This is a genomic window from Bacillus sp. KH172YL63, assembly GCF_011398925.1.
Lineage (GTDB): Bacteria > Bacillota > Bacilli > Bacillales > Bacillaceae_B > Rossellomorea.
In genome coordinates this window covers 2409851-2432234 of the sequence record NZ_AP022842.1, presented here as the reverse complement: position 1 = coordinate 2432234, position 22384 = coordinate 2409851, and the positions used below count along the sequence as shown (strand labels likewise).

Genomic DNA, 22384 nt, shown 5'->3' with positions numbered 1-22384 from the left:
GGTGGCAGCATATCATGTTCTGTTGCAGAAAATTTAGGGAAGGGGAAGAGAATGGAAAAAGTAGGGGTGAAAATCTTGATCCTTTGTGTATTGATTTTGACGTTAATCCTGCTCATTTGCTTTCATGTACTAAGGAGCCCAAAAGAAGAATGGGTCAAGATCGAAGAGAAATATTATCCTGGTAAACGGGGAGCAGAAGGGATTGGCACCGGCCGGGTGATCGACCCTCGGAACAGGGAAGCTTCGTGTGCCATGACTTTTGATAATGGCCGCACCTTTATGATGGATTGTGAGGAGTATCTTGATTTCAACATGGGGGAAAAAGTGAAAATTATATACTTGGATAACAAAACGGTTAAGTTGAGAAGAAAATAACGGGCAATCCAATCTATCCGTGATAGGATAAAAGAAAGAGTATTCTCACTGCAAAAGAAAGGAAGGTCAAACATGAATAAAAAAGATCTCGTTCAGTATTTTATCGTCAATAAAGATTTACCGATGTCAAAGGGGAAAACTGCTGCCCAAGTCGCACACGCGGCAACACTCAGTACGTTGACAATGATGTCAAAAGATTCTCCATTTCAAGAAAGGCAGCCAGATTTCATAGAGTGGGTTCAAACCGGGATGAAAAAAATTGTTTTGAAGGGGAAAACGGAAGAGTTAATGAAATTAGAAAGAGAAGGCTATTTTAGTATTCACGACAGTGGATTGACTGAAATCAAGGAAGGATCCCTGACTGTCGTTGCCCTTCCGCCGATGGAGAAGTCTGAAGCGAAGGAGAGAGTGGGGCATCTGACACTTTTAAAAAATTAAGGGAGGGGTTACATGTTTGGGAAAATAGATACTGTCCACATGACGGTGACTTCCCTGGAACGTTCCCGTCATTGGTATGAAGAAAAGCTCGAACTCAAGCAAGTGTTCGACTCCGGGACGTACAAAGTGTTCAAGTTAGGGACTGGGGAAACGACCCTTACCCTTCAAGAGGGGGAAGTCCGGCCTTCCTCCGTCAAGCCAATTCTGTTTTCTGATGCATTAGAGGAAACGAGGCTGAAACTTGTAAAAAAGGGTGTAGAGGCCAGTGAAGTGAAAATGGAAGGTGAAGTGACTTACTTTGAGTTTTGGGATCCGGATGGGAACGGGTTTGAGGTTTGTCATTATATGAATGATTGATTATATTTCTGTTGAAGAGGATGGGGATAGATGGGATACATAGAAGAATTGAGGAAAGCAGTGGGGCACCGTCCACTCATCCTGGTCGGTGCTGTCGTTATGATCATCAATGAAAAGAATGAAGTACTTCTGCAGCAGAGAAGGTCCCCCCTTGGAACCTGGGGGCTTCCGGGAGGATTAATGGAGCTTGCTGAGTCGACGGAAGAGACGGCAAGGAGAGAAGTGAAGGAGGAGACAAGTCTTGAATTGGGACAGCTTCATCTGCTAAATGTTTATTCAGGAGCTGATCAATATATTAAGGCAGAAAATGGTGACGAATTTTACGTTGTCACAACAGCTTATTACACATTTGACTATTTCGGTGAATGGAAGGCAGATGAATCAGAATCCATAGAGCTTGCGTTTTTCCCTTTAGGAGAATGGCCGGAAAAGATGGTGGGAAGTCATCGGGCGATGCTATCTGATTACATGAAACAGAGAGATGGGAAACCCCCATGTTAAAAAGGAAATACGGTCTCCGGGAGGGGTGGAGCAGGATCCTTAAACAACATGGCGTCACCGGGTACACACCCGATAAGGAGTTGGAAGGATATCTGTCGCTGATCACATTTGATGAAGTGACAGAGCCCCTTTCAGTAAATTATGATGGTACCTCCATTTGTATCGCGGATAAAGGCTATTCTTGGCTTCAATTTTTCCCTGCTGATCAGCATTATTCGATCACCACGATGATGGACGGTGACAGCTCGATCATTCAATGGTATATCGATATCACAAAGGAAAATGGTTATTGTGAAGAAAAAGGACCGTGGATGGATGATTTATTTCTTGATCTCATTGTTTTGCCGGATGGAACATGGATTGAAAAAGATGAAGAGGAACTGGAGGAAGCTTATCAGAAGGGGGTTATCGATAAGACAGACTATCTCCTTGCAATCAATGAATATCAGCGGTTCAAGATGTTTCTTGACAAGAAAGAACTGGATTTGAGGGAGTTGACGTCTTTTCATTTAGAAACATTACACTCATAGCTATTGATAGAATCAAAGTTTGTGATTCCCTGACAACGGCTCTGGAGATAAAAGAAAATCCGAACGGTTATTCGAGATTCTTTTTGGAAAATCGAATACATTCGGATTTTTGTGTTTTAAAAATGGATTGATCCAAGTGAAGGCAGAGCGCCTTCCGCTTGGGTCCCATCCCTTACTTTTATTTCAATGTATCCAGGTACGCATAATATGCGGCTAGTTTTTCATTGTTGTTGGAAGCTTTTCCGTTGCTCTGCAGCGATTTCCCGATTGCCATGTATTCCTGATGGATCGGCAGTACATGGACAGTGACAGCGGGACGCTCTCTATATCTATTGTCCTTTGGTACATGAAGCATGGAATATCTCTTCATCTTAATGCCTCCTTTAGCAGAGAGCTATTCATACGATGATACAGAATCAATCGTTCGTTAACCGTAACACAGGAGAAGAGAGGATACAAATTTCTTCCACTTTGAAACGACCCCCATTAAAATCAAAATGTCTGCGAACAATATGGTATGTAACTTCAACATGGGGAGGTATTTAAAAGTATGAATATTGATGAAGTACTAGAAGATACCGTCGAACTGGGACAAGAAGACTTCAAAAGGCCGATTTACCGTGTAGACATTGATAAACTTCTCGATATTACGAGTGAACTTTAAGCATCCATATAGAAGCACAAAAGGCAAGCCTGATTAAAGGGCTTGCCTTTTTATATAGACGCTCACAGATTGTCTCTAGTCGTGTCTTTTATGTTTATTTAGTAATTCTTTTAAAAGATTGATAATTGTAGACCGTCCGCTTTTATCAAGTGATTCTGTCCAGCCCGATATCAGCGTTTCTTCTTCGGGGGTGAGATCCCTCTGGAGGCCGTCAACGAAGATTTCCTTGATTTCTTCCTGGCCGTAAGTTGGGTTGATATGTTCTTGTTTCATCCATATTCCTCCTTTAATCTTTCTTCTTTTTATTCCCCCTGTAATTTTCTTCAAACATTTAAATGTGTGTGTTTCGCGGTTATGCATTGAGCGGACGTGGGGAATAATAGGGGAAACGTTTAAGGAGAAAGTTATGTCGCTTCCATTCTTTTTAACCATATTCATCTTAATGGTATATGTCGTCATCTTTATGGACAAAAAATTGTACTTTGTTTGTAATTCCATCCTATTTATGATTCTCTCAATTTTATCCACCAATTATTTCACCATCATGACGAACACACTTGAGTGGATGAAGGCATCCATGGACGTCACTCAATTCATCAGTTTGCTCATCAATCGGGAATGCATTCTGCCACTGGCAGGCGTGGTCATGGCAAATGGAGCTTTATGTGTAAAAACAAGGATAGGAAGATTCAGTGTTTTTGCTTCTGTCTGGTTGTTCATCAGTGGACTGGATGCCCTTCATCTTCATTTCCACTCTCTTGTGTATCCGGATTGGAGCTTGATGAATACCGTGGTGATCAATGCAATGTATCTGATCATTTGCGTCGGACTTGGACGGGGACTGTACTATTTGCAGTCGAGGGAGGAGAGAAGACGTGGACAAAGTATATGAAAGGGCTTTTGACATCAATGAATGGTTCATCCTTCTCAGTCTGATCGGACTTCTCTTCCTGATATGGGTGACGCCGAAAATTTTTTCGCTTCTGGAGGGGCTATGCTATTTTGTATATGGCGTATCAATCGGAATGTTTTATGATCATACCATCAGTATCCCGCCATGGGACTTTTATGATGTGAACGATTCTTCTGCTTATCAATGGATCGACTTCATCAGTTATATCATGTACGGACCTTATAGTTATTTCTTTATTTATCTCTATGAGAAATTGAAGATAAAGGGGAACATGATTCTCCCCTATATATTGATATGGACGTCCTTTTCCATGCTGATGGAATGGTGTTCAGTGAAAATCGGTCTCTTCCACTTCGATAAAGGTTACAGGATGTATTGGTCAATTCCCATATATTTGACCGTCCAGAGTGTGCAACTGATTTTGTATCACAAAATCAGAAGTGGCAGGGGATAGAGTGCCCGCAGTTCATGCAGAAATCAATCACTGGCTTCTTATCTAAATGCAACGATATTTAGTTTAAGAGCCTTCAGCAAAAAATCCGAACGATTATGCGATATCCTAAAAGGAAATCGAATACGTTCGGATTTTTGTGATGATGTTAGCATGATGTGAAATGTTTCATGCAATGGGTCTGATTATATTGCCTCATTTGTTGCTGTAGCCGGTTTGTCTTTTACAGATCAAACGGGAAGGTCGACCTCATATTGGGTGTAGCCGATGTCTTCAAGCGCTTTTTTCAAACTTGAGCTGGTTTTTAATTCTTCGAATGTGATGCCGAGATTTCCCAGAGCATGGGCAACTTCCGGTCTTATTCCGGTCAGGATGGATGTCACACCCATCATCTTCAAGGCATTGACGATTTGATAGATGTTATGGGAAACCATCGTGTCCATGATGGCTACGCCGGAGATATCAATGAATAAATAATCCAATTGGAGCTCGGCGCTTTTCTTCAGTGCTGTTTCCATGACTGCACTGGCCCTGTGGGTGTCAATATCGCCGATTAAAGGAAGGATTGCGATTTTGTCACTGATGGGTACGATCGGAGCAGACAATTCATCCATGGCAGAATAGATCAGTGTGAGCTGTTCTTTCTGCTGGATACGGAACACTTCATTTAACTGATACGCGACTTCATCCAATAAAGGATTTATCATCTTATTTACTTGAAGCATAAGGGGGGCTGAAATGCTCTCATCTTCCAATTGCTCCTTGAAAATATCCCAAATGGCTGTCCGGAATGCAGACAGCGTCTTGACTGCTTCATTAAGGGGAAGTCCTTTTTCGAGTGCAATTTTCCCTACCTTATCAGTCCATTCCCTGATTTTGTGAAGTGAATCATCTGTTTCTTCATTGAGGGATTCAGCCAGCAATTCAATTAACTGTACCCGCCATTCAGTCACCTGATCCATATTCACACCTGAGAATGTGATCTGATCCGAATAACGCTGCTCTTGATAGCGGATGACCCCTTGGGCGATTTCAGATTTATGGGAAACGATCTCTTGTGCCAAGTATAATAATTCATCTCTCATCTTCTTCAGCCAACTCCTTATACTGCATGGTTTAAAACTATTTCAATAGGTTCTCTTTTAATGGTAATATAGTATATCATAAAAACTACTAGAATTATACAGAACCCAACCGGAGATGGATCTTATTATAAGGATGTTTTCGTAAACATTGTGGCTTTTAGACAAGCGAGATGCGGTTGATTGCAGCGAGAGATGCTCGCTTTCCGCGGGGCTGGCGGTGAGCCTCCTCGGACTTCGTCCTGCGGGGTCTCACCTGTCTAGCTACGGCGGCTAGCCCTCGAGGTCATAAGCTAAATGGTCCATGAAGGCAAAGACGGCCTTCACAGCCCATTCATCTTATGCTTGTCGGGGCTGAACAAGCCGCCTCCGCATTTCGTACTGTCCATCAGTTCCCGCAGGAGTCGAGCATCTTCCGCTCCAATCAACCATCGAAGATAAAAACCAAAAATCCATTGAACTAATTGCTTATTCATCTTCTGAATAGTAGTGATCAATGTCATTCAAGTACAATGGCCTTGATTCATTGCTATGGTATTTTTTATTCCACAGTCTCACATTACCAATGATGCTCTCATTAACGTCTAATAATAGCCACAATCTATGAAAAAGGAGCGTATTATAAAGACAGGCCATGGGTTCAGAAGCAAAATAAGATAAAAAAGGGGGCAACATCATGACACAAATATGCATGGTCCGTCATGGACAGACCGATTGGAATTTAGTCGGTAAACTACAGGGGCAAACCGATATCCCGTTAAATGAGACAGGCAAGCGTCAGGCAAGAGAGTGCCGGGACTTCTTACAGCACCATCAGTGGGATGCACTGGTCACGACTTCACTTTTGAGGGCAAGGGAAACCGCTGAAATCATCAATGAAGCCCTCGGATTGAACATTGTAGAGTGCGATCAATTTAAGGAACGTTCTTTTGGTCTTGGGGAGGGGATGCTTCGTGAAGACAGAATGAGAGATTATCCTGACTTTATTTTTCCTGAAATGGAGACATATGAAGACCTTGTTGCAAGGATAGGGGAGGGATTGGCCTTCATCCAAACTCATTTTCCAGGCCAAAAAGTGCTGATTGTGGCCCACGGGGCAGTCATCTCCAGCGTATTAAAGCAATTTCACGGAAATGAAGTGGGGGACGGCCATGTGAAGCTGTTTAACGGATGCTTCACTGACATTCATTACGAAGGTGGATCATGGATGGTGCGTAAGTATAATCAAGTGAGTCATCTGTCAGAGCATGCATGAGCAGGGGGGGAGTACCCTTTTATCTAATCGCTTCATCAAACTACATCAAGGGGTGATGGTGAAAATGGGAATCATCTTATTTGACGGCGTGTGTAATTTCTGCAACAGCAGCGTTCGCTTTATCATCGACAGGGATCCTGAAGCTGCCTATCAGTTTGCTTCCTTACAAAGTGATATCGGTCAGCAGCTTCTGAAAACCCATGACCTGCCAGTTACGATGGACAGCTTCGTGTTAATTGAGGGAAATCGGGCATTTACCGAGTCGACAGCGGCCCTCAAGGTTTGTTCCCGGTTATCTGGACCGCTGAAGTTTTTGACTGTATTTCGGGTTGTTCCGAAACCATTGAGGGACGGTGTATATAAGCTGATAGCCAACAACCGGTATAAGTGGTTCGGAAAGAGAGACGCATGTATGCTTCCGTCTAAAAATATCTCTGACCGCTTTTTAGAATAGAGCTAAAAAGCGGTTGGGAAAAAACAGTGCCCGCCAATGGAAAGTCCGAACGAATGATTTGTCAAAAATCTACTTCGTTCGGACTTTTTGTGTGCCATCACATCACATATATTAAGCAGGTTCCGGCTGTTTTGAGTAGGAGGGGATGATGATGGCTCACCCTCTTCGTCATTATATCTGTTCATATTCAGCCGGTAGAAACCGTTTTGACCACTACCTGCCTACCTGAGCGAGGTCCATCGAATTCGCAAAAATAGATTCCCTGCCAGGTCCCGAGTAATAATCTACCTTCCGTCACGATAATCGTTTGGGAATGGCCGACGGTACTGGTCTTTAGATGTGCAGCAGTATTCCCTTCAGCATGCAAGTCCAAAGTATGTTCCCAGGGATATACTTCATCGAACCTGCGGAGGAAATCTGTTTTGACATCCGGGTCAGCGTTTTCATTCACCGTGATCCCTGCGGTAGTATGTAAAGACTGGACAATCACGCAGCCTTCTTTCAAACCTTCATCCGTCACGATGGCCTGTACTTTACTGGTAATGTCTATCATTTCATCTCTTTTATTTGTATGAATCGTTAAAATTTCCATCCTTTTCTCCTTCCATCTGCTTTGTACTATCATTCTTTTCCACAAACTGCTGTGCCTAAAACACCCTCAGGCTGAACTTGCCGATCACGTTGCTATATTCTTCATCATCAATTTCTTCGACGATGATATCCTCCACAAGAACAGAAAAGCTTTCCACTTTGTCCTTACAGTCCAGGAGGGCACGGTGGAAGTCCAGTTCACTTTCCAGTCTTCCAAGTGTCATATGTGGCGTGTATGGATACTGATGATTCAGGAACCGGGAAAGCAGCCCTCTATATAGCTCATCATGGAGAGAGATAATGGAATCGGCTCCTTTTATGACATTCAAGAAGATATACCCTCCATCGGATGGGCTGACTCCCTCGAAAGTAACATGAAAAGGAGGTGTCCGGTCGGCTGCGGACCGGACGTGCAAAAGAATATCGGCTGCAGAATGGTGCGGTGTGAAAGGGAATACGAGGGTGACGTGAGGGGGGATTTTATCAGATAGTGGAGCATATTGCCTTCTTATCTCCTGGATGTTTGCGATTTGTTCAGCACGGGGAAATAGATGAACGGCTAATTGCATAGGTATCTCCTTTTTAATTGCATGATGATTCTTTGTTCAGGATGAGTGAATAGGAACCTCGCTCGAATGTTGCCCTGAAACATTTTCCCTCGGAGGTTTTATAGAGCGCCCGATATACTTTTTCCTTGCTTTCAGTCGTGTGGGTCTGGATAATGCCGATGATCGTTGAATTCGGGGAAATCCGTTGGACCGAGTCATCAATCCCTTTATGGAGTAAAAGGCGTTGATATCCGTATAGGACGATCATACATGCCACAAGTATGATGAAGGTCCAGCGGAACCCATTTAAAATAACACTTCTCCTCATGGTACAAACCCTCTTTCCAGTATTTTTGGATAAATGAAGGTATGGGCATCAGGGACCAAAAGAGAGCCCTGATGCAGTTATTAAAAAGATTTATGTAAGCGTTCAGCGAGAAGTAAAGCCGCTTCGTTATCCCCGTGGAGACAGATGGTATCAGCTTTGATTGGAATGATGTGTCCGTCTGTCGACTCCACTTCCTGTTTCTCGACCATTCGCAGCACCTGTTTGATTACGGCTCCTTCATCATGAAGGACGGCATTTGGATGAGTACGGGGAGTCAGTGAGCCGTCAGATTGATAAGTCCGATCTGCAAAAACCTCATGTGCGACGGATAAACCGGCGGCTTCCCCTGCTTTGGTAAGCTCGCTCTCGGATAGGCCGAATAGTGTTAAGCTGGGGTCAAGATCATAGACCGCTTGGGCAATGGCATTCGCTAATTTTTCATCTTTAGCGGCCATATTATACAACGCCCCGTGGGGTTTGACGTGTGATAAGCTCCCGCCCTGTGCGGTGAGGAATGCAAGCAGCGCTCCGGTTTGATATTGAACCATGGCGTATGCTTCCTCAGGGGAGATTTGAATCATTCTACGCCCAAAACCTTGCAGATCCGGTAAGCCGGGATGAGCACCAATCTTTAGATGATGCTTCAAGGCATTTTCAACCGTTGATTTCATCACGAGGGGATCACCGGCATGGAATCCGCAGGCTATATTGACTGATGTTACATATTTCATCATTTCTTCGTCTTTTCCAATTGTATAAGAACCGAAACTTTCTCCTAAATCACAGTTTAAGTCGACTTTCATCATTTCATCCTTCCTTGCTAGTGGTTTTGAAACATTCTGAATTATTATTCATCATATCATATTTTGGGGACGGGTGTTTTGGTCTTTCAATCCAGAAAGTATGAAAATCTGTTTTCTCATCAAATTTTAATCTTCTTTTAATAGAGTTCACTTTTTTACTAGATACAATGATCTTGCTTATGAATAAGAATTGATCACTCCCTGAACGAAAAAAACGGTGGGGTAGCTGTTTTTTTTCGTTTGAAATTCTTATGATGTAAGACCCATTCTAATTTCTTTCCTTTGAAGACAAAAGTATGCTGAAGCTTTTGTCTTCTTTTTTTATGGACAAATAACCATAGAGCATCACAAAATCGTCTATGAATAATAACAAACTATGCAAAAAAACTTTAAATAAAAAGCTCTTTTCCCATTGATTGTTGTTATTGATAGGCTTAATGTGAGCATCTACGGTAATTTGAGACTGCGGAATAAAAAATTGCAATAGCAATGAATCGAGTGCAATTTACTTGATTGTCGTTGATCACTACTATTCAGAAGATGAATAAGTAGTTAATCCAGTGAATTTTTGGTTTTTATCTTCGATGGTTGATTGGAGCGGAAGATGCTCAACTCCTGCGGGAACTGATGGACAGGTGAGACCCCGCAGGACGTAGTCCGAGGAGGCTTACCGCCAGCCCCGCGGAAAGCGAGCATCTGCAGCGGAAATCAACCGCACCTCGCTTTTTTAGAGCGACAATGTTTACGGAAACAGCCAAATAAAAATAAAATTGTTATAAAAAAAAACTTCCTTTCATGTAGAATGAAATTAAAAAGGAGGGATTTTATGGATATTGTGTTTAAAAACGATGGGGATGTTTTCAATTATAGGGTTGCGGCTGTATGGATCGAGGATAAGCATATTTTATTACATAGACAGCGTGAAGATTCTTATTGGGCATTACCTGGTGGGCGGGTTGTGTTGGGTGAACCATCGAGGGAGAGTCTTAAGAGGGAAATGCTGGAGGAACTGGGCGTGCATGTGGACGTTGGCCGATTACTGATGGTGAATGAGAACTTCTTTCCATATAAAGAGTGGAATTTTCACGAAATGGGTATGTACTATGAGGTGAGCACAGAAAACAACAGGCTCTTTCAGGAGGGCGAATTTCAAGGGATGGAAGGGGACCGTCTCCTTTACAAATGGTACCCGATCGATGAACTGAACGAGGTAGAGCTTTATCCAGTAGAGGCTAAAACTCTGCTTGAAGGACGGTCGAATGACATTCATCACGTCATTTCAAGTGTGAAATAGACAACCTATAAGGATGGTGAATCCTGCCCGTTTTTTCCTTTTGAAAACAAAGAAGGAAGTTTCCATTTTCTTCTTTCCGTTTTTGGAGGGTTCTTGATGATCCTTGATCTTAAATAGTAGTAAATCATTTCTTCAGCAACAATTAGAAGAATAAAGAGCGAAGCACTAACAATCAACCAGGTCATGTCGATTCCTCCTTGTCTATATCATGTGTATGGATATATCTACCTCATTATGCTGTAAGTTAAACATGCTCCAGAAATCGTATGGAAAACGAAAAAGAAGCAGAATGCCCCTGCTTCTTTTTCGTATAATGTTTTTTTTATTTTTTCGCTGGCTCGGGATGAGAGATGGAAGCAGGGAATTTAATGAAAAACATTCCGGACAGTGCCGCAAATAGGCCGAGGATGATGAATGTGATGAAGATGGGGACCGGGGCCATCAGGGCGATGACAGGCGGTCCTAACGCAACCCCGGTGAAGCGCATAGAACTATAAATCGACGTGATCGTCCCCCTGTGTTCTTTGTCGATGCCTTCGGTAATGAGGGCATCCAGGCAAGGTAATAGAGCCCCGAGACCGATCCCGGCAACGGACAACAATAAAATCATGACCCATTTTCCTTCATTGAAAAGAAATGGGATGAAAGCAATTGAAGAGATGAGTGCCCCGAATACGATTACCCACTTCATTTTTTCTTTGTTTTTTCCAATCATTTTCCCCGTAATATAAGAGGTCATGCATAGAAAGAGAAGTGGGATGGCCAAATACAAACCTTTTAATATCCCTCCAATGGCATATGCCGTTTCTAATCTGGTGGAAAGATGATAGAGGAAACCAAATAAGACGAACATGGAAATCATGCCGATCGCAAAGATGGAGACAATCCAATTTTTTTCCCTTCCAAGGACGATTCTTACTTCATGTACAAATTCCCTGATGCTTTGTTTATGTTCCTCCCTATTTTTAGGGGGCACTTTGACAAATAGGATGATCATCAAGATAGACAGGGATGTCAAGACCGGTATCGAGAAGAAGGGGACGAACCAGATCCATGCAGCAAGGATTGCGCCAATAATCGGGCTCAGGACTTTACCGAACGTATTGGACGTTTCAATCAGTCCCAGTCCCTTGGTGATTTGATTATCGTCCTCATACAAGTCACCCACGGTCGGGATCACCACAGGAAATGCACCTGCTGCACCGATTCCCTGAATGACCCTTCCCAATAGAACGAATAAAAAAGTATGAGACCCAATGATTGAAGCAAATCCACAAATGAGCCCCCCTATCCCGGCGATGAGCAAGCTTGGGATCAAAATCGCTTTTCGTCCATAACGATCTGATAAGAATCCCGCCATCGGTATGCAGAGGATCGCGAAAATGGAATAAACGGTAATGATGAGGCTTGATTGAAACCCGGAAATATGAAGTTCTTTCTGTAATTGTGGGAGTACCGGTATCAACATGGAATTCCCCAGGGTCATTACCAACGGAATGGATGAAAGGGCAAATAAATCTGATCGTTTCTTGCTGCTGTCCATTGAGTGCACCTCGTTCTTTAATCTTCCAAGATAATTTCCCTCCAAGCGATTCTTTTCATACGCAAAATTTACTCATCAATAATATTATTATGTAAACAAATAATCTCTTAATAAAAACTCACCCGATTCTCATGTTCTTTTAATGAAAGAAGAGGAAAATGAAGTAAATGAAAAAGGGAGGTTGAAACCATGTGGATTCGCATTATTCCTGTTTTATTTTTCAGTTTTACGGCCATTACCTTGATGACCTATCAGGGGGTCGAAATATTTCACGCCCTTAATGATTTTATTTTCAATAAAAGTAAACTAAAATAATAGGTACTAAGCGTTGGAGCAGGTGATTGAATGAAAAGGATTTTAGTCATAGAAGATGAAAAAAACCTTTCCAGATTCATTGAATTGGAATTGAAGTATGAAGGATATGATGTGGGGCTTTCTTATGATGGAAGAGAAGGATTGGAGAAAGCCTTGAACGGGGAGTGGGACATCATCCTCCTGGACCTGATGCTGCCGGGTTTGAATGGACTGGAAGTGTGCAGGAGGATCCGTCAGCTTAAAAACACCCCGATTCTGATGATAACGGCCAGAGACAGCGTAATGGACAGGGTATCAGGACTTGACAGCGGGGCGGATGATTATATTGTCAAGCCTTTCGCGATCGAAGAACTGTTGGCGAGACTCAGGGCAGTGTTCAGAAGGGGCATAAATGAAGAAGCAGGTTCAGGGCAGACTTCCTTTCAATATCGGGACCTTGTCGTTCACAAAGAATCCAGGCAAGTGTTTAAACACGAGCAGGAAATAGAAGTAACGAAGAGGGAATATGACCTTTTGATTGCCTTTTTGGAGAACCTGAATATCGTCTTGACCCGGGAAGTCCTATTGAATAAGGTTTGGGGATATGACACAGAAGTTGAAACGAACGTAGTGGATGTGTATGTGAGATATTTGCGGAATAAGATCGATGCACCTGATGAAGAGAGCTATATCCAGACTGTACGTGGAACAGGATATGTGATGAGGACATGAAAGCATTCATCGATCGCTTCAAGCCTTCTTCCCTCAAGGTGAAGTGGGCTTTTGCTGCAGGTTCAGCGATATTCCTGGCATTTTTTCTATTCAGTTTTTTTCAATACCACGCCATCAGCAAATGGATGCTTGATGAGGAAGAGAATAACTTCGGACGTGTCCTGGATGAAATCACCGTCTTCTTTAAACAAAGAGGTCCGAATATCCAATTGCAGGATATATATGACAGCCGGGACTTGATGAAACAAATCGCAGAAAAAGACCAGACCATCCGGATATTGGACCGACAAGGAAATCAGGTGTTGGAAATCAGGGGTGAAAATGAATCTTCCTTTTATGTGCCTTTCCAGCCTGTCAGAGAAAAATCGGTGACGTTGATTGAGACGGAGGGGAAGAGAATGCTCATAGGCAACTCCCCGATCAGGTCAAGCCATTTCAACGGGTACGTAGAGATCATCCAGCCTCTTAACCGATATGAAAAGATCATGAAGAATCTCTTCTGGATGATGACACTCACAGGGGTACTTGCATTGTTGATCAGTGCCGTTGTAGGCTACTACATGGCAAAAAGGTTTGTAAGGCCTTTGAATAAGCTCTCTGAAACGATGAGATCGATTGAACGGAAAGGGTTCCATGAGAGAGTTGAAATCGTAAAGGCTCATGATGAAATCAGTGAGCTATCCCAAATTTTCAATAAAATGATGAGTCAGATTGAGAAGTCCTTTCAGCAGCAGCAGCAATTTGTGGAGGATGCCTCCCATGAGCTGAGAACGCCGATTCAGGTGCTGGAAGGACATCTTGCCCTGCTGAACAGATGGGGCAAGAAAGATCCGACGATCCTTGAGGAATCGCTGGAGGTTTCATTAGAAGAGCTTGAACGTGTTAAAAGGCTTGTGGGAGAGTTGTTAGAGCTTTCAAGGGCCGACAGGGAAACTTTCGACCTTGAGAACGCCAGCGCAAATGTACAGCAGGTGGTGGATAAGGTGATCAGGGACTTCAGGTTCCTCCATAAAGACCATACCTTCATTTGGAGGGATGAATTGAAGGAGGAAGCAGTCGTATGTATCATGCCGAGGCATCTGGAACAGATCATGATCATTCTATTGGATAATGCGGTGAAGTATTCAGACCAGTACTCGACGACCGAAGTCCTCCTTGTTCAGCATGAAGATGGCGTGATAATCGAGGTCAAGGATGAAGGGATTGGCATTCCTGAAGAAGACATCCCTAAGATCTTCGACCGTTTTTACCGTGTCGATAAAGCCAGAAGCCGGGAAAAAGGCGGATATGGGTTGGGACTTGCCATCGCTTCCAAGCTTGTACAAAATTATAATGGCCGTATCACTGCGTCCAGGAATCACCCGGAAGGGACCATCATCAGACTTTCCCTTCGTTCTGTCCACTAACATGAAGACGTCTCAGTACTTTTCTGAGACGTCTATTTCTGTGTACTGCATATCAATGCTCTTAGGTATTTTCAATTCTAAGATCCCATCTTTGTACTGGGCAACCGCCCCTTTTTTCTTCACAAGGCAGGGGAGTGTGATCACCTGACGCTCTTCACTGCCCGGTATGTTCTCAATGATGGCCTGATTCGACGTATGGAAAATCTTCAAGGATTTCATCCATTCTTCATCCGGGACCTGAAAACGGATATATACATCTTCGAACGTTTCAAACAGAGTCGTCGGTACGTTTGGAGATGAAGAAGAAGCTTCGTTCCGCTGAGGTTTCTGACCTTGATTCCCCATCATCCCCATTGGGCTTGCGAACGTTTGGGCCCCATTCATCATGTCATTCGGATTTAACATACTTTCCCATCCGCCCGGGAACATTTTTTTCATCATGCCTTGGATATAGGTATCCATTTCCTTTGGATTCATTTGGTTCATTTGATCTTTCATGTCTTTGTTGAAAGGGAATAAACTCCATGGGAACATGTGAACCACCTCACTTCTCACAATATAGGATCATACCGGCTGTTGTTCTATCCTATGCAGTGACTGGGCGTTAAGTTCATATCGGGAACTTGAACCCAGCCTTCCTATCACTCTACAAAAATGCCATTCCAGAAAAAAACCAACAAATCAGCAAAAAATATTTGGTTTTTTTAGGTAACAGTAGTAAGATGGTTTATGAAAAAAGTACCCTCGTAGGAGGGCTACAAGAGGGTGGACGAGAAAGCGCTTAATAAAATATTATTTCAGAATAGTCTATTTACTAAAAGGTTTTCTTGCATTTTATTATGGGAATATAAGTAATATCGACAGACAAATCCCGAAAAACAAAATTTTAAGAAATTTGTCATAAAGACTTTATCTTACTACTTCACAGTGATAAAATGTCCTTGTAAGCGTTTTTATGTAGTAAAAATTACTATTCTTGCATAATGAAACCTATTTTAATCGATGCAAGAATACATGATACCCAAATTATACTAACTGGCAAAATAGTTGGAGGTTTTTCACGATGAAAAAACAATCGGCAAAAGGGGAACCATGGCAATCGTTCTACGGCCCCAATCTTGGCTATGTAATGGAGGTATACGAACAATTCCTTGAGGATCCAACAGGCGTGGATCCTGATATGAAAGAATTATTCGAACAATGGGGTCCTCCTACAGTTGAGGATGTGAAGGTCATTGCAAGTGCCCAGCACGGAGACTCATCCTTTACATTACCTGAACAGCCCACTGCTCTGAGCAAAATGGTGGCTGCGGTGAAATTGGCAGATAATATTCGTACATATGGTCACTTGGCTGCGGATATTAATCCCTTAAATGACCGAAATAAAGATACAAGAAGGATTGAGCTTTCTGAATTCAATCTGACTGAAGAGGATTTAAAGCAGATCCCTGTCGATTTCCTTTGTCCGAACGCACCCTCACACATTAAGGATGGACTTCAGGCAATTCAACACTTAAGACAGGTCTATACGAATAAATTAGCTTTTGAATATGCTCACGTTCATGAGCTGGAAGAGAAGAATTGGTTAAGGGAGAAGATTGAGTCGGAATCTTACTTTACCCCTCTGACAAAAGATAAGAAATTGGCTTTGTATAAACGGCTTGCGCAGGTGGATGGATTTGAGAAGTATGTTCACCGTACTTTTGTAGGTCAAAAACGCTTCTCTATTGAAGGCTTGGATACGATGGTTCCATTGCTGGATGAAATGATCCGTTACTCGGTTGAAACCGGTGCGAAAACGGTGAATATCGGCATGGCACACAGGGGCCGCTTAAACGTCCTTGCCCATGTCATCGGAAAGCCGTATGAAATGATTTTTGCTGAGTTCCAGCATGCACCGAGCAAAGATCTTATTCCTTCAGAAGGCTCTATCGGCATCACTTTCGGGTGGACAGGCGATGTGAAGTACCACCTTGGGGCAGATCGTGAAATCGCTCCGCAGCAATCGCCAACAGCAAGAGCCCGTGTGACCCTTGCCAATAACCCGAGCCATCTGGAAGTAGTCAGTCCGATTGTGGCAGGTTACACACGTGCTGCACAGGAAGTAAGAGAAGAAAATGGCTATCCTGTCCAAACTCCAGAATCCTCCTACGCTATCATGATTCATGGGGATGCAGCGTTCCCGGGTCAAGGTGTCGTTGCCGAAACACTGAATATGAGTCAATTACGCGGATATACGACCGGTGGTTCCATTCACCTGATCGCGAATAATATGATCGGGTTCACAACTGAAAGCCGTGATTCACGTTCAACGAAGTATGCATCTGACACGGCAAAAGGATTTGAGGTACCGATTGTCCATGTGAACGCAGATGATCCTGAAGCATGTCTTGCTGCTGCAGTTCTTGCCTATGAATATCGTAAAACATTCGGAAAAGACTTTGTGATTGACTTAATCGGTTATCGCAGATTCGGTCACAATGAAATGGATGAACCAATGGTGACAAACCCATTGATGTATTCAGTCATCCAAAACCATCCAAATGTGAAAAAACAGTATGCAGACAGGTTGGTGTCAGAAGGAATTATTTCACAAGCAGAAGTGGATAAAATGGATGCAGACATAGAAGCTGAATTAAAATCGGCCTATGAGAAGGTCCCGTCTAAAGACGAAGATCCTGATACTGTTATGGCCCCGCCTGAATATGTGGCCAATGGCCTGCCTGAAATCAATACTAGCGTTGAAATCAATAAGCTGAAAGGTTTGAATGATGAACTTCTTCAATGGCCGGAAGGATTCAATGTGTTCAAGAAGTTAGAACGCATCCTTCAGAGAAGAAGCCAGGTATTCGAAGGCAAAGGCAAGATTGACTGGGCGCATGCAGAAACGCTTGCGTTTGCATCTATCTTGAAAGATGGTACACCAATCCGCCTGGCAGGACAAGATTCTGAGCGTGGAACGTTCGCTCAGCGACACCTTGTTCTCCATGATGAAAAAACCGGTGAAGAATACATTCCATTACACAATCTGGACGACAGCCATGCGTCATTTGTGGTCCTTAACAGCCCGTTAACCGAAACGGCGGTCGTCGGATACGAATACGGATACAATGTCTTTGCACCTGAAACACTGGTACTGTGGGAAGCCCAATTTGGTGACTTTTCCAATATGGCTCAGGTGATGTTTGACCAGTTCATCTCGGCCGGCCGTGCGAAATGGGGACAAAAGACAGGATTGGTCATGCTTTTGCCTCACGGATATGAAGGTCAGGGACCGGAACATTCAAGTGCACGTTTAGAGCGTTTCCTTCAACTGGGCGGTGAGTACAACTGGACGGTTGCCAATTGTTCTACAGCAGGACAGTACTTCCATATCTTAAGACGCCAAGCTGCGATCCTGCAGAAGGAAGAAGTACGCCCGCTTGTCATCATGACGCCAAAGAGTCTGCTCCGAAACCAGTTTGCAGCAGTTACGGCTGAAGAACTTGCCAACGGGGAATTCCATTCTGTACTGGAACAAAAAGGACTTGGGGAAGATCAGTCAGCCGTTGAACGAATCATATTGTGCAGCGGGAAGATTGCCATTGACCTCGAAGAAAAACTCCAGGGTCTTGATGATAAAGATTGGCTGCACATCCTTCGGGTCGAAGAAATCTATCCGTTCCCGAACGGGGATATTTCAACCATCCTGGAAAGATATCCAAACTTGAAAGAACTTGTATGGATCCAGGAAGAGCCTAAGAATATGGGAGCATGGACGTTTGTGGAGTCCCGTTTACGCTCCATTGCGCCAAATGGTGTCGAAGTGAATTATGTTGGCAGACGGAGACGTTCAAGCCCTTCAGAAGGTGAACCGACCGTACACAAAAAAGAACAATCACGAATCATAAACGAAGCGTTAACCCGATAAGAAAGAGGAGGACATCACAGTGGCAGAAATTAAAGTTCCAGAATTAGCAGAATCTATTACAGAAGGTACAATTGCACAATGGCTTAAACAGCCTGGGGATTATGTGGAAAAAGGCGAATATATCGTCGAGCTTGAAACTGACAAAGTAAATGTGGAAGTGATCTCTGAAGAAGCAGGTACGATTCAGGAGCTTAAAGCCGGTGAAGGAGATACTGTCGAAGTCGGACAGGTCATTGCAATTGTCGGTGCAGGCGGAGAAGCAAAAGCACCTGCTCAACCAGAAAAGGAAGAGCAGAAGACTGAGGAAGCTTCACAACCGGAAGTGAAAGATGAAGCTCCTTCGAAAGAGGATAAGAAAAATCGTCCGATCGCTTCACCTGCAGCCCGTAAGCTTGCACGTGAAAAAGGTATCGACCTGTCGGAGGTACCGACTGACCCACTGGGCCGGGTGCGCAAACAGGATATTGAAGCTTATGGAAATAAACCGGCTGAAGCCCCTTCTAAACCTGCTTTAGAAGAAAAGAAGGCCCCTGCTAAGAAAGATGATGGAAAGCCAGTAGTACGTGAGAAAATGTCCCGCCGTCGTCAAACGATTGCGAAACGCTTAGTCGAGGTTCAACAAACGGCAGCGATGCTGACAACATTCAACGAAATCGATATGAGTAAAGTAATGGAGCTCCGTAAACGCAAAAAGGATAAATTCTTTGAAGACCACGATGTACGACTTGGTTTCATGAGCTTCTTTACAAAAGCGGTCGTAGCTGCCCTTAAGAAATACCCATATGTGAATGCAGAAATCGATGGAGATGAAATCGTCCTTAAGAAGTTTTATGATGTCGGTGTAGCAGTATCGACCGATGATGGATTGGTTGTACCTGTTGTACGTGATTGTGAGCGGAAGAATTTCGCAGAAATCGAAGGGGAAATCATGGAGCTTGCCACGAAGGCGAGAAACAACAAACTGTCCCTTGGAGATCTGCAAGGAGGTTCATTCACGATTACAAACGGCGGTGTATTCGGTTCTCTCTTATCCACTCCGATTCTGAACGGACCGCAAGTCGGAATCCTGGGCATGCACAAAATCCAGCTTCGCCCTGTGGCAATTGATAAGGATACGATGGAAAATCGTCCAATGATGTATATCGCATTATCATATGACCATAGAATCATTGATGGTAAAGAGGCTGTCGGTTTCCTTGCCATGGTAAAAGATTTACTTGAAAATCCTGAAGACTTGCTTCTTGAAGGTTAAGCCACCTCTGAATGACAAGAATAGATGAATGTTCAGCTGATTCATACATCCAATTTTGGATGGTGGATCAGCTTTTTTTTCACGAATTTTTACTCTTAACATAAAATATGGATAACTAAAATAAAGTTTACTTAAGGAAACTTAAGGACGAAGAGAAAGGGTGGGAAAGATGAAAGCACACAACTCAAAAAAAGTGATTCAGTATTCCTATTTGTTTCATAAAATAGGAATACTCGATGACGAACAATACAAACAAATCGAGGAATATCATGGATTAAAAGAAAAAAAGAAGTATTGAAGGAGTGAAGGGGGACTCCTTGGCCCGTCAGGCTGAAGTGAATTCATCAAGTGAAGTTCCCCTCAATACAACGAGAATGAAGAAAAAAAATGACAGACTCACAGTTATGAGTCTGCCAAAGATAAGGATCTCAGGGGGGCGAGATCGTTCTTCCAATTTACCTAGTTATCATTGTCATGATTTCCTAAAAGGCTTTAATCCTCGGTTACGAATTTCTTTCTTAAGAAGCAAAATCCAGTCTTGATCATTCCCTTGTTTCTCAGCATCACGATAAGCTGCCACCAACTGTTCATTACTTAAGATTTTCATGACCAACCTCCTAGGAAATGTATAAAATATAGAATTTTCTATATTTTCTATTTATTCTACATAGAAATCCGTCTTTTGAAAAGAGGATTTTGAAAAATTCCTTCTTAAGTTGGATTTTTTGTTATTTTGCTGAAAAAAGGTTTAGATTGCATGAAATTTGTCTAAATAATGTAGTTGGGCTTGTTTAGGACAATTTCGTCCTTACATTGAAAACCTTCCTATCCGATCACTAAAATAACAGAGGAATCCCTTTTAATAAGTTTGAAAATTTTAACTTTTGTGATAATATACTTCCATAAGGGACTAAAAACACAATGTACTTTATCACCATTAAGTTTCGTGTCCAGGAAGATTGAAAAAGGGGGAATGTCTTTTGTCAGAAATGTTGTACACGACTGTAGGGAAGCTTCTGGAAGACAAAGCGAAGAGTCAGCCGGAAGTGGAGGCAGTTGTTTATGCTGACAGGGCCCTTAGATGGTCCTATCATGAATTTAATGATTTGTGCAGGCAAGCTGCAAAAGGGTTGATGGATCTTGGCATCCAAAAAGGGGACCATATCGCAATTTGGGCTTCAAATACACCTGAATGGCTCGTCAGCCAATTCTCCACAGGTAAAATGGGGGCGGTCCTTGTGACCGTGAATACAAATTATCGGACCGCTGAACTTGAGTATCTGCTCAAACAGTCGGACAGCAGTACAATCATTTTAATGGAGGAATTCAGAGGTGCCTCATATATAGACATGCTGTATGAAATCTGCCCCGAATTAAAGTCATCCAAACCAGGGGAATTAAAGAGCGAAAAGCTTCCTAATTTAAAAAATGTCATCGTCCTTGGTGAAAAATCATTTCCGGGTACATATAGCTGGGCTGAAATCATTGCAAGGGGAAGGAATGTCAGCGAGAAGGAGCTGGATGCAAGGCTGTCAAGTCTTTCACCGGATGATGTCATCAACATGCAGTATACGTCCGGCACAACCGGTTTCCCCAAGGGTGTCATGCTCACCCATTCCAATATCGTGAACAACGGTTATAACATTGCCGAATGTATGCGTCTCACAAATGTAGACCGTTTATGCATCCCGGTTCCATTCTTCCATTGCTTCGGCTGTGTATTGGGTGTCCTTGCATGTGTCTCTGTCGGGGCGACGATGGTGCCTTTACAGGAATTCGAACCGAGGAACGTGCTTCAGACCGTACAGGATGAGAAATGTACAGGTCTTCACGGGGTGCCGACCATGTTTATTTCAGAATTGAATCTCCCTGACTTCGATCAATTTGACCTCTCCCATTTACGTACCGGGATCATGGCGGGAAGCAATTGCCCGATCGAAGTGATGAAAGGTGTAATGGAGAAGATGGGGGCAGATGAAATCACAATTGCCTATGGACAGACCGAATCCTCCCCTGTCATCACCCAGACCCGGACCCATGACCCGATTGAATTGAAGGTGGAAACAGTCGGGAGAGCATTACCAAATGTAGAGGTCAAGATAGTGGAACCTGGTACAGATCGTGAGGTGCCATATGGTGTCCAGGGAGAATTATGCACACGGGGCTATCACGTCATGAAAGGATATTATAAGAACGAGGAAGCAACGAGACAAGCGATTGATGATGATGGATGGCTGCATACGGGCGATCTTGCAGTCATGGATGAACACGGTTATTGCCGGATCACAGGCAGGCTGAAGGATATGATCATTCGGGGCGGTGAAAATATTTACCCTAGAGAAATAGAAGAATTTCTATATTCCCATCCTAAAGTATTGGATGTCCAGGTTATCGGCATCCCTGATGAAGTGTACGGTGAAGAAGTGATGGCCTGGATCATATTAAAGGAAGGTCAGAGTGCTTCACCGGAAGAGATCAGGGAATATTGCACGGGGAAGATTTCCCGTCATAAAATCCCAAGATATATAGAATTCACTGATTCATATCCAATGACCGCATCAGGTAAGATACAAAAATTCCGGTTAAGGGAACAGGCAAAAGAGGCTGCGAGCAACCGGTAAAATGTAACCGTTTTCCTGAAAGGTGATCCTTAGGTGATGAAA

General features: G+C 43.2%; 27 protein-coding genes. 16 read left to right on the top strand and 11 right to left on the bottom strand.

The genetic code is table 11. The features are described 5' to 3' along the window. Positions 1-51 precede the first annotated feature (51 nt). The 5 genes from KH172YL63_RS12355 to KH172YL63_RS12335 all read left to right on the top strand — a co-directional run bounded on the left by KH172YL63_RS12355 (position 52) and on the right by KH172YL63_RS12335 (position 2201). Entirely contained in the window at positions 52-375 is a 324-nt protein-coding gene (locus tag KH172YL63_RS12355; RefSeq protein ID WP_173106387.1) for a hypothetical protein, read from the top strand. Positions 376-447: 72 nt separating this feature from the next. Next, the gene (locus KH172YL63_RS12350) at positions 448-813 is read left to right on the top strand and encodes an aminoacyl-tRNA hydrolase (protein ID WP_173106386.1); all 366 of its coding nucleotides are present in this window, start codon (positions 448-450) and stop codon (positions 811-813) included. A gap of 12 nt (positions 814-825) precedes the next feature. Further along, positions 826-1170 carry a VOC family protein gene (locus KH172YL63_RS12345; RefSeq protein WP_173106385.1) on the top strand — a complete coding sequence of 115 codons (345 nt, stop codon included), beginning with the start codon at positions 826-828 and terminating at the stop codon, positions 1168-1170. A gap of 30 nt (positions 1171-1200) precedes the next feature. Next, the gene (locus tag KH172YL63_RS12340) at positions 1201-1671 is read left to right on the top strand and encodes an NUDIX hydrolase (RefSeq protein ID WP_173106384.1); all 471 of its coding nucleotides are present in this window, start codon (positions 1201-1203) and stop codon (positions 1669-1671) included. Continuing rightward, a complete protein-coding gene (locus KH172YL63_RS12335) occupies positions 1665-2201 on the top strand; it encodes a ribonuclease FAU-1 family protein (RefSeq protein WP_173106383.1) in 537 nt (178 codons plus the stop codon). Before KH172YL63_RS12340 ends, KH172YL63_RS12335 begins: the two co-directional genes overlap by 7 nt. 178 nt (positions 2202-2379) lie before the next feature. Here the strand turns inward: KH172YL63_RS12335 and KH172YL63_RS12330 are convergent, their stop codons facing one another. Together KH172YL63_RS12330 and KH172YL63_RS12325 are read right to left on the bottom strand one after the other, a co-directional pair. Further along, positions 2380-2571 (bottom strand): hypothetical protein, encoded by a 192-nt coding sequence (locus KH172YL63_RS12330; protein ID WP_173106382.1) that lies wholly within the window; start codon positions 2569-2571, stop codon positions 2380-2382. Positions 2572-2940: 369 nt separating this feature from the next. Beyond that, positions 2941-3138 carry a hypothetical protein gene (locus tag KH172YL63_RS12325; RefSeq protein WP_173106381.1) on the bottom strand — a complete coding sequence of 66 codons (198 nt, stop codon included), beginning with the start codon at positions 3136-3138 and terminating at the stop codon, positions 2941-2943. Positions 3139-3271: 133 nt separating this feature from the next. Between KH172YL63_RS12325 and KH172YL63_RS12320 the strand changes: the two genes are divergently transcribed. Then, positions 3272-3757, top strand: coding sequence for a hypothetical protein (locus KH172YL63_RS12320; protein ID WP_173106380.1), 486 nt, complete (start codon positions 3272-3274; stop codon positions 3755-3757). Continuing rightward, positions 3741-4232 (top strand): hypothetical protein, encoded by a 492-nt coding sequence (locus KH172YL63_RS12315; RefSeq protein ID WP_173106379.1) that lies wholly within the window; start codon positions 3741-3743, stop codon positions 4230-4232. Before KH172YL63_RS12320 ends, KH172YL63_RS12315 begins: the two co-directional genes overlap by 17 nt. Positions 4233-4459: 227 nt before the next feature. Here KH172YL63_RS12315 and KH172YL63_RS12310 read toward each other — a convergent pair whose 3' ends face one another. Beyond that, positions 4460-5314: an STAS domain-containing protein gene (locus KH172YL63_RS12310; protein WP_173106378.1), complete on the bottom strand. Its 855-nt coding sequence runs from the start codon at positions 5312-5314 to the stop codon at positions 4460-4462. Positions 5315-5987: 673 nt separating this feature from the next. Here KH172YL63_RS12310 and KH172YL63_RS12305 point away from each other — a divergent pair. Both KH172YL63_RS12305 and KH172YL63_RS12300 read left to right on the top strand, forming a co-directional pair. Beyond that, positions 5988-6566: a histidine phosphatase family protein gene (locus KH172YL63_RS12305; protein ID WP_173106377.1), complete on the top strand. Its 579-nt coding sequence runs from the start codon at positions 5988-5990 to the stop codon at positions 6564-6566. A gap of 64 nt (positions 6567-6630) precedes the next feature. Next, positions 6631-7020 (top strand): thiol-disulfide oxidoreductase DCC family protein, encoded by a 390-nt coding sequence (locus tag KH172YL63_RS12300; protein ID WP_232066011.1) that lies wholly within the window; start codon positions 6631-6633, stop codon positions 7018-7020. A 187-nt stretch (positions 7021-7207) separates the two neighbouring features. Here the strand turns inward: KH172YL63_RS12300 and KH172YL63_RS12295 are convergent, their stop codons facing one another. The 4 genes from KH172YL63_RS12295 to KH172YL63_RS12280 form a co-directional block, all read right to left on the bottom strand. After that, complete coding sequence (locus KH172YL63_RS12295; RefSeq protein ID WP_173106375.1) at positions 7208-7612, bottom strand: secondary thiamine-phosphate synthase enzyme YjbQ; 405 nt, start codon at positions 7610-7612, stop codon at positions 7208-7210. A gap of 55 nt (positions 7613-7667) precedes the next feature. Then, positions 7668-8180: a 2'-5' RNA ligase family protein gene (locus tag KH172YL63_RS12290; protein ID WP_173106374.1), complete on the bottom strand. Its 513-nt coding sequence runs from the start codon at positions 8178-8180 to the stop codon at positions 7668-7670. 13 nt (positions 8181-8193) lie between these two features. Beyond that, positions 8194-8487: a hypothetical protein gene (locus KH172YL63_RS12285; RefSeq protein WP_173106373.1), complete on the bottom strand. Its 294-nt coding sequence runs from the start codon at positions 8485-8487 to the stop codon at positions 8194-8196. 80 nt (positions 8488-8567) lie between these two features. Then, a complete protein-coding gene (locus KH172YL63_RS12280) occupies positions 8568-9293 on the bottom strand; it encodes a 5-oxoprolinase subunit PxpA (RefSeq protein WP_173106372.1) in 726 nt (241 codons plus the stop codon). Between the two features lie 823 nt (positions 9294-10116). On the opposite strand from KH172YL63_RS12280, the gene KH172YL63_RS12275 reads away from it, so the two are divergent. Then, a complete protein-coding gene (locus KH172YL63_RS12275; protein WP_173106371.1) occupies positions 10117-10584 on the top strand; it encodes an NUDIX hydrolase in 468 nt (155 codons plus the stop codon). Positions 10585-10589: 5 nt separating this feature from the next. On the opposite strand, the gene KH172YL63_RS12270 is transcribed toward KH172YL63_RS12275, so the two are convergent. After that, positions 10590-10769, bottom strand: coding sequence for a hypothetical protein (locus tag KH172YL63_RS12270; protein WP_173106370.1), 180 nt, complete (start codon positions 10767-10769; stop codon positions 10590-10592). Positions 10770-10906: 137 nt separating this feature from the next. Continuing rightward, complete coding sequence (locus KH172YL63_RS12265) at positions 10907-12127, bottom strand: MFS transporter (RefSeq protein WP_173106369.1); 1221 nt, start codon at positions 12125-12127, stop codon at positions 10907-10909. 345 nt (positions 12128-12472) lie between these two features. On the opposite strand from KH172YL63_RS12265, the gene KH172YL63_RS12260 reads away from it, so the two are divergent. Further along, positions 12473-13153 carry a response regulator transcription factor gene (locus tag KH172YL63_RS12260; RefSeq protein ID WP_173106368.1) on the top strand — a complete coding sequence of 227 codons (681 nt, stop codon included), beginning with the start codon at positions 12473-12475 and terminating at the stop codon, positions 13151-13153. Then, positions 13150-14559: a HAMP domain-containing sensor histidine kinase gene (locus KH172YL63_RS12255; RefSeq protein ID WP_173106367.1), complete on the top strand. Its 1410-nt coding sequence runs from the start codon at positions 13150-13152 to the stop codon at positions 14557-14559. The genes KH172YL63_RS12260 and KH172YL63_RS12255 overlap by 4 nt, the downstream gene beginning before the upstream one ends. A 12-nt stretch (positions 14560-14571) precedes the next feature. On the opposite strand, the gene KH172YL63_RS12250 is transcribed toward KH172YL63_RS12255, so the two are convergent. After that, a complete protein-coding gene (locus KH172YL63_RS12250; RefSeq protein ID WP_173106366.1) occupies positions 14572-15093 on the bottom strand; it encodes an Hsp20/alpha crystallin family protein in 522 nt (173 codons plus the stop codon). A gap of 529 nt (positions 15094-15622) precedes the next feature. Between KH172YL63_RS12250 and KH172YL63_RS12245 the strand changes: the two genes are divergently transcribed. The 3 genes from KH172YL63_RS12245 (at position 15623) to KH172YL63_RS21740 (ending at position 20019) form a co-directional block, all read left to right on the top strand. Continuing rightward, entirely contained in the window at positions 15623-18469 is a 2847-nt protein-coding gene (locus tag KH172YL63_RS12245; RefSeq protein WP_173106365.1) for a 2-oxoglutarate dehydrogenase E1 component, read from the top strand. 19 nt (positions 18470-18488) lie between these two features. Next, positions 18489-19721, top strand: a complete 1233-nt coding sequence (gene odhB / locus KH172YL63_RS12240) for a 2-oxoglutarate dehydrogenase complex dihydrolipoyllysine-residue succinyltransferase (protein WP_173106364.1) — start codon at positions 18489-18491, stop codon at positions 19719-19721. A 169-nt stretch (positions 19722-19890) separates the two neighbouring features. Further along, entirely contained in the window at positions 19891-20019 is a 129-nt protein-coding gene (locus KH172YL63_RS21740; RefSeq protein WP_269475148.1) for a hypothetical protein, read from the top strand. Positions 20020-20193: 174 nt separating this feature from the next. Here KH172YL63_RS21740 and sda read toward each other — a convergent pair whose 3' ends face one another. Further along, positions 20194-20328 carry a sporulation histidine kinase inhibitor Sda gene (gene sda / locus KH172YL63_RS12235; RefSeq protein WP_044336757.1) on the bottom strand — a complete coding sequence of 45 codons (135 nt, stop codon included), beginning with the start codon at positions 20326-20328 and terminating at the stop codon, positions 20194-20196. 382 nt (positions 20329-20710) lie between these two features. On the opposite strand from sda, the gene KH172YL63_RS12230 reads away from it, so the two are divergent. Next, positions 20711-22342, top strand: a complete 1632-nt coding sequence (locus KH172YL63_RS12230) for an AMP-binding protein (protein ID WP_173108160.1) — start codon at positions 20711-20713, stop codon at positions 22340-22342. The last annotated feature ends 42 nt before the right edge of the window (positions 22343-22384 follow it).

Excerpts from the sequence above, each read along its gene's own strand:
- KH172YL63_RS12355 (WP_173106387.1), top strand. The coding sequence starts at position 52 with ATGGAAAAAGTAGGGGTGAAAATCTTGATCCTTTGTGTATTGATTTTG.
- KH172YL63_RS12350 (WP_173106386.1), top strand. The coding sequence starts at position 448 with ATGAATAAAAAAGATCTCGTTCAGTATTTTATCGTCAATAAAGATTTA.
- KH172YL63_RS12345 (WP_173106385.1), top strand. The coding sequence starts at position 826 with ATGTTTGGGAAAATAGATACTGTCCACATGACGGTGACTTCCCTGGAA.
- KH172YL63_RS12340 (WP_173106384.1), top strand. The coding sequence starts at position 1,201 with ATGGGATACATAGAAGAATTGAGGAAAGCAGTGGGGCACCGTCCACTC.
- KH172YL63_RS12335 (WP_173106383.1), top strand. The coding sequence starts at position 1,665 with ATGTTAAAAAGGAAATACGGTCTCCGGGAGGGGTGGAGCAGGATCCTT.
- KH172YL63_RS12330 (WP_173106382.1), bottom strand. The coding sequence starts at position 2,571 with ATGAAGAGATATTCCATGCTTCATGTACCAAAGGACAATAGATATAGA.
- KH172YL63_RS12325 (WP_173106381.1), bottom strand. The coding sequence starts at position 3,138 with ATGAAACAAGAACATATCAACCCAACTTACGGCCAGGAAGAAATCAAG.
- KH172YL63_RS12320 (WP_173106380.1), top strand. The coding sequence starts at position 3,272 with ATGTCGCTTCCATTCTTTTTAACCATATTCATCTTAATGGTATATGTC.
- KH172YL63_RS12310 (WP_173106378.1), bottom strand. The coding sequence starts at position 5,314 with ATGAGAGATGAATTATTATACTTGGCACAAGAGATCGTTTCCCATAAA.
- KH172YL63_RS12305 (WP_173106377.1), top strand. The coding sequence starts at position 5,988 with ATGACACAAATATGCATGGTCCGTCATGGACAGACCGATTGGAATTTA.
- KH172YL63_RS12300 (WP_232066011.1), top strand. The coding sequence starts at position 6,631 with ATGGGAATCATCTTATTTGACGGCGTGTGTAATTTCTGCAACAGCAGC.
- KH172YL63_RS12295 (WP_173106375.1), bottom strand. The coding sequence starts at position 7,612 with ATGGAAATTTTAACGATTCATACAAATAAAAGAGATGAAATGATAGAC.
- KH172YL63_RS12290 (WP_173106374.1), bottom strand. The coding sequence starts at position 8,180 with ATGCAATTAGCCGTTCATCTATTTCCCCGTGCTGAACAAATCGCAAAC.
- KH172YL63_RS12285 (WP_173106373.1), bottom strand. The coding sequence starts at position 8,487 with ATGAGGAGAAGTGTTATTTTAAATGGGTTCCGCTGGACCTTCATCATA.
- KH172YL63_RS12280 (WP_173106372.1), bottom strand. The coding sequence starts at position 9,293 with ATGATGAAAGTCGACTTAAACTGTGATTTAGGAGAAAGTTTCGGTTCT.
- KH172YL63_RS12275 (WP_173106371.1), top strand. The coding sequence starts at position 10,117 with ATGGATATTGTGTTTAAAAACGATGGGGATGTTTTCAATTATAGGGTT.
- KH172YL63_RS12270 (WP_173106370.1), bottom strand. The coding sequence starts at position 10,769 with ATGACCTGGTTGATTGTTAGTGCTTCGCTCTTTATTCTTCTAATTGTT.
- KH172YL63_RS12265 (WP_173106369.1), bottom strand. The coding sequence starts at position 12,127 with ATGGACAGCAGCAAGAAACGATCAGATTTATTTGCCCTTTCATCCATT.
- KH172YL63_RS12260 (WP_173106368.1), top strand. The coding sequence starts at position 12,473 with ATGAAAAGGATTTTAGTCATAGAAGATGAAAAAAACCTTTCCAGATTC.
- KH172YL63_RS12255 (WP_173106367.1), top strand. The coding sequence starts at position 13,150 with ATGAAAGCATTCATCGATCGCTTCAAGCCTTCTTCCCTCAAGGTGAAG.
- KH172YL63_RS12250 (WP_173106366.1), bottom strand. The coding sequence starts at position 15,093 with ATGTTCCCATGGAGTTTATTCCCTTTCAACAAAGACATGAAAGATCAA.
- KH172YL63_RS12245 (WP_173106365.1), top strand. The coding sequence starts at position 15,623 with ATGAAAAAACAATCGGCAAAAGGGGAACCATGGCAATCGTTCTACGGC.
- KH172YL63_RS21740 (WP_269475148.1), top strand. The coding sequence starts at position 19,891 with ATGAAAGCACACAACTCAAAAAAAGTGATTCAGTATTCCTATTTGTTT.
- sda (WP_044336757.1), bottom strand. The coding sequence starts at position 20,328 with ATGAAAATCTTAAGTAATGAACAGTTGGTGGCAGCTTATCGTGATGCT.
- KH172YL63_RS12230 (WP_173108160.1), top strand. The coding sequence starts at position 20,711 with ATGTTGTACACGACTGTAGGGAAGCTTCTGGAAGACAAAGCGAAGAGT.